This window comes from Desulfosalsimonas sp. (assembly GCF_046483245.1).
Taxonomy (GTDB): domain Bacteria; phylum Desulfobacterota; class Desulfobacteria; order Desulfobacterales; family Desulfosalsimonadaceae; genus Desulfosalsimonas.
In genome coordinates, this window is record NZ_JAWODO010000168.1 from 1 (window position 1) to 5358 (window position 5358).

At 59.5% G+C, this 5358-nt stretch carries 5 protein-coding genes; 3 read left to right on the forward strand and 2 right to left on the reverse strand.

From position 1 onward, the window contains the following. Positions 1-110: 110 nt before the first annotated feature. The 3 genes from R6U41_RS14150 (at position 111) to trpA (ending at position 2624) form a co-directional block, all read left to right on the forward strand. A complete protein-coding gene (locus R6U41_RS14150; protein WP_410270491.1) occupies positions 111-479 on the forward strand; it encodes a phosphoribosylanthranilate isomerase in 369 nt (122 codons plus the stop codon). 26 nt (positions 480-505) lie between these two features. Then, positions 506-1705, forward strand: a complete 1200-nt coding sequence (trpB, locus tag R6U41_RS14155) for a tryptophan synthase subunit beta (protein ID WP_410270495.1) — start codon at positions 506-508, stop codon at positions 1703-1705. Positions 1706-1826: 121 nt separating this feature from the next. After that, positions 1827-2624, forward strand: a complete 798-nt coding sequence (gene trpA, locus R6U41_RS14160; protein WP_410270492.1) for a tryptophan synthase subunit alpha — start codon at positions 1827-1829, stop codon at positions 2622-2624. A gap of 15 nt (positions 2625-2639) precedes the next feature. Here trpA and R6U41_RS14165 read toward each other — a convergent pair whose 3' ends face one another. Continuing rightward, a complete protein-coding gene (locus R6U41_RS14165) occupies positions 2640-3926 on the reverse strand; it encodes a nucleotide sugar dehydrogenase (protein WP_410270493.1) in 1287 nt (428 codons plus the stop codon). Between the two features lie 142 nt (positions 3927-4068). After that, positions 4069-5358: adenylyl-sulfate kinase (cysC, locus tag R6U41_RS14170; RefSeq protein ID WP_410270494.1), on the reverse strand; the 1290-nt coding region annotated here is incomplete at its 5' end.

Genomic DNA, 5358 nt, shown 5'->3' on the forward strand with positions numbered 1-5358 from the left:
GTTCATGTCGTTGGTCATGCCGTAATGGTTCAGATAACAGACCAGATAGACTTCGTCGGCGGTAAGTGGCGGCTGCGGCCGGTCTTGATGAATGATGACTTCAATGACGTTTGGGTCAGCCTCAGCTCGCCGTCAAGTGCCTTTATGTCAACGGCGTGCCCGGCATTGACGCGGCTGGGGCATATAACGCCCCGGCGTTTCTGGTGGAGTGTTCTTCGGGCAAACTGCCCGGGGGCAATGCAAAGACCTGGGACTGGTCTGCGGCCCGGGCGTTTGCCCAAAACCATCCCACCATCATTGCCGGCGGGCTGGACCCACAAAACGTAACCAAAGCCATCGGCCGGGCCGCCCCGGACGCGGTGGATGTCAGCTCGGGCGTGGAATCAGCCCCGGGCAGAAAAGATACAAAAAAGGTGCGCGACTTTATCTACGCCGTGCGCCTTTGCAAACCGGAAAATCCCACAAGGAGAATATTCTGATGTCTCATACCGGCAGCAACCAAAACATGCAGGAAAACACCGACTTTACCCGATACCCGGATGAAAGTGGCCACTTTGGCATCTATGGGGGCCGCTACGTGGCCGAAACCCTGATGCCGGCCCTGCTGGAATTAAATGAAGCCTACCGCACACACGTCCGGAATCCGGGCTTTCAAAAAGAGCTTTACGGCATGCTAAAAGACTTTGCCGGCCGGCCCACGGCCCTGTATTTTGCCGAGCGGCTCTCCCGGAAAACCGGCGGCGGGGCCATTTACCTGAAGCGCGAGGACCTCGTTCACACCGGGGCCCACAAGATCAACAACACCCTGGGCCAGGCGCTTTTGGCCCGGCACATGGGCAAAACCAAGGTCATTGCCGAAACCGGCGCCGGCCAGCACGGGGTGGCCACGGCCACTGCGGCGGCATTTTTCGGCATGGAATGCAAAATTTTCATGGGTACCGAAGACATCCGCCGCCAAGCACCCAACGTCAACCGCATGGAGCTTCTGGGCGCGGAAGTCGTGACTGTGGAATCGGGCACCGGCACCCTCAAGGACGCCATGAACGAGGCCATGCGCTACTGGGTTTCAGCAGTGCGCGACACGTTTTACGTGATCGGCTCTGTTGCCGGCCCCCACCCCTACCCGGCCATGGTGCGCGACTTTCAAAAAGTCATCGGCGAGGAAACCCGGGATCAGGCCATCAATGAAATCGGCCGCCTGCCCGATCACCTGGTGGCCTGTGTGGGCGGCGGCTCCAATGCAATGGGCCTTTTTTACCCGTTTGTCAATGACCCGGCCATTGCCATGACCGGCGCGGAAGCCGCGGGCACTGGCATTGAATCCGGAAAACACGCCGCTACCCTGGGCGCGGGCACACTGGGCGTTCTCCACGGCTCCAAGTCCTACCTGCTCCAGGACCAATACGGTCAGATCAGCGAAGCCCATTCCATTTCCGCGGGCCTGGATTACCCGGGCGTGGGCCCGGAACATTCCATGTTCAAGGACCTGGGCCGGGTCAATTACGTGAGCATAACAGATGATCAAGCCATGGCCGCCTTTTATGAACTGTGCCGCACCGAGGGCATCATCCCGGCCCTGGAAAGCGCCCATGCCTTGGCCGCGGCCATGGACATTGCCGCAAACGCCCCGTCTGACCGGGTCATTGTGGTCAATCTCTCCGGCCGCGGGGACAAGGACCTGGGAATTGTGGCCGAGTATGGATAAGATCAGTGGTCGGTGGTCGGTGGTCGGTGGCCAGAAGGCGGGGAGCAGTGATCAGAAGACAGAGGACAGAGGACAGAGGACAGAAAACGGACATCAGGGATTTTCTGAAAGGATATATGCAATGACACGGATTGAACAAACATTTGCGCGTTTGACAGGCAAGGGGGAAAAGGCCCTGGTGGGCTTTATCACCGCAGGAGACCCGGACATGGAGACATCGCTTTCCATTGTTTCAGCCATGTGTGAAAACGAGGTGGACATTCTGGAACTGGGTGTGCCGTTTTCCGATCCCACCGCAGACGGCCCGGTGATCCAGCGATCATCGACCCGGGCCCTGAAAGCCGGCATGAACCTGGGCCGGGTGCTGGAGATGACCCGAAAAATCCGGGAAACATCAAATGTGCCCATTGTTTTGTTTTCCTATTATAACCCGATCATGGCCTATGGAATCGATGCGTTTTACAAAGAGAGCGTGGCCGCTGGCGCAGACGGGGTGTTGGTGGTGGACCTGCCCCCGGAGGAATCCGAAGAGCTCACCGGCGCCTGGACCGAGGGAGACTTTTCCCTGATCCGCCTGGTGGCCCCCACCACGCCTGAAGACCGCATGCAGATGATTGCCTGCGGGGCATCGGGATTTCTCTACATGGTTTCCATGACCGGGGTGACCGGATCGGGCGGGCTGGATTTCACGCAGATCGGCGAGTACGTGGACAAACTCAAACATTCGGCAGACGTGCCTGTTTGCGTGGGCTTTGGCATTTCCACGCCTGCGGACGTGGCCGCGGTCTCTGGCATTGCCGACGGGGTGGTCATCGGAAGCGCCTTTGAGCGCACAATCGAGCAAAACGCGGACAGCGCGGATCTGCCAGCCATTATCGGCAAGCAGACCGCGGCCTACAAGGAAGCCACCCGGGGATAAGCGGCCCTGGCGGCCCTATAGCCGCCAGAAATAAAATCCGTTTTGCCGGATCGCGTCCGGATCGAGCATGCCCTTGACATCAATTAAGCATCCGCCGGGCACCAGGTGATTGAGAAAATCCTGTCCGGCCATTTCCCTGTACTCCCGGTGGGCCACGGCAATGATCACGGCATCCAGGTCATGCAGATCCGGCCATCCGCACATGGAAATGCCGTAAATGCTGCGGGCCGCGGCCGGGTCTGCCAGGGGGTCGTGGATCAGGGGGGTGATGCCGTAGGCCTGGATTTCCTCGACAATGTCGATGACCCGGGTGTTTCGCAAATCCGCGCAGTCCTCCTTGAAGGTCAGGCCCAAAATGGCCACCCGCCCGCCGATGATGCTGCGGCCGGCCCGGCACATGAGCTTTACAGTTTTTTCCACCACAAACTTGCCCATCTGGTCGTTGATCCGGCGGCCCGCCAGGATCACTTCCGGATGATAGCCCATGGTTTCGGCCTTGTAGGTCAGGTAATAGGGATCCACCCCTATGCAGTGCCCCCCCACGAGCCCGGGCTTAAAGGGCAGAAAATTCCATTTGGTGCCCGCGGCTTTAAGCACGTTCTGGGTGTCAATGCCCAGGTTGTCAAAAATCACGGCCAGCTCGTTCATCAGCGCGATATTGAGATCCCGCTGGGTGTTTTCAATGACCTTGGCCGCTTCGGCCACCCGGATGGACTCGGCCCGGTGTACGCCTGCGGTGACAATGGTGCCGTAAAGCCCGGCCAACAAATCCAGGGTCGGTTCATCGTCTCCGGCCACCACCTTGACAATGGTGGCCAGGGTGTGTTCCTTGTCGCCCGGGTTGATCCGCTCCGGGGAATAGCCCACGTGAAACCCGGTTTTCCAGGAAAGTCCCGATTCAGCCTCCAGGATGGGCACGCAGACCTCCTCTGTCAGGCCGGGATAGACCGTGGATTCAAAAACCACCACCGCGCCCTTTTTCATGTGCCGGCCCGCGGTGCGGGTGGCCGAGGTAATGGGCCCGAGATCCGGCTGGCGGGCGATGTCAATGGGCGTGGGCGCGGCCACCACAATCACGTCCGCCTCCCTGAGCCGCTCCGGGCCGTCGGTGTATTCCAGCCGCTCGGCTGAGCGCAGCTCATCCCCGCTCAGCTCGCCGGTGGGATCCACGCACCTACGGTAGCTTTCAACAATATCCGTCTTGATATCATATCCAATGGTCCGGAAATGCCGGCCAAAAGCCACAGCCAGCGGCAGCCCCACATACCCCAGCCCAATAACCCCAATCACACTATCCTTCATATCCTGCCCCTTCCTGCTCCGTTCTCTTCCCTCTGTCTTCTATCTTCCGTCCTCCGCCCTCTGTCACCCGTCACCCGCTTTTGTCACCTGTCACCCGTCACCTGCTTTTATCACCCGTCACCCATTACCCATTACTCATCACCTAAATAAACCCCTTATTACTCAAAAACAGCAAAATCTCCTGAGCCGCCTCAGCCGGGGTCAGATCAGTGGTATCAATGCGCAGTTCCGGGCTGGAAGGCGCCTCATACGGGTCATCCACACCGGTAAACCCGGAAATCAGCCCAGCCCGGGCCTTTGCATACATGCCCTTGCGGTCCCGCTTTTCGCATTCGTCAATGGGCGTGCTCACGTGCACCTCGACAAACCCGCCGTAGGACTCGATGGTGCCCCGGATTTCCCTGCGGGTGACCTCGTAGGGGGCAATGGGCGCGCATATGGCCACGCCGCGGTTCTTGGTGATCTCGCTTGCCACAAAACCGATGCGCAGCACGTTGATATTGCGGTGCTCCTTTGAAAAATTGAGCTCGCTGGACAGATTGCGCCGCACAATATCGCCGTCCAGCAAAGTCACGGGCCGGTCGCCCCGCTCCAGGAACTTGGAGTATAAAACCTTGGCAATGGTGGATTTGCCCGCACCGGAAAGACCGGTTAAAAACACCGTAAAACCCTGGCGCTCCGGCGGCGGATAGGCCCGCTGCAGTTCCCTTACCACCTCGGGAAACGTGGCCCACTCCGGGATCCTTCTGCCCTCCCGGACCCGCTGGCGGATATCGGATCCGGACAGGGAAATGGTGTCCGTGCCCGGCGCCACCTGGTCCTTGCTCCGGTACTCGTCTTCAAAAGGCAGATACACCATTTCCTCAAACGGTACGATCTCAACGCCGATTTCCGCACTCTGCTCGGCCGCCACCTGGCGGGAGCGCTCAGCAGGGTAAAACAGGCCCCCGTTTCGATCCCGGCCCGGGCTGGCATGGTCGTGGCCCACGATAAAATGGGTGCATCCGTAGTTTTTTGCAATAATGGCATCCAGCAGGGCATCCCTGGGCCCGGACAGGCGCATGGCCAACGGCAGCAGGGTCATGACCTGGGAGTCTGAGGGGTAATGCTCGGCCACGTGCCGGCAGCATCGCACCCGGATGAAATGGTCAAAATCACCCGGCCGGGTCATACCCACCACGGGCATGATCAGCAGATTGGCCCGGGCCTGGCGCATGGCCTTGATGGTCATCTCAAACTGGGGCCGGTGTATCGGATTTCGGGTCTGAAAACCCACCACCCGCTGCCAGCCCAGTTTTTCATAAGCCCGCCGCACTTCTTTGGGATACAGCCGTATCTGCTTGAAGTCAAAATGAATGGGCAGGCTGATCACCTCGATGCCCCCGCCGATGTAGTAATCCCCGGACCGGTTAAACAGGTAATCCACCCCGGG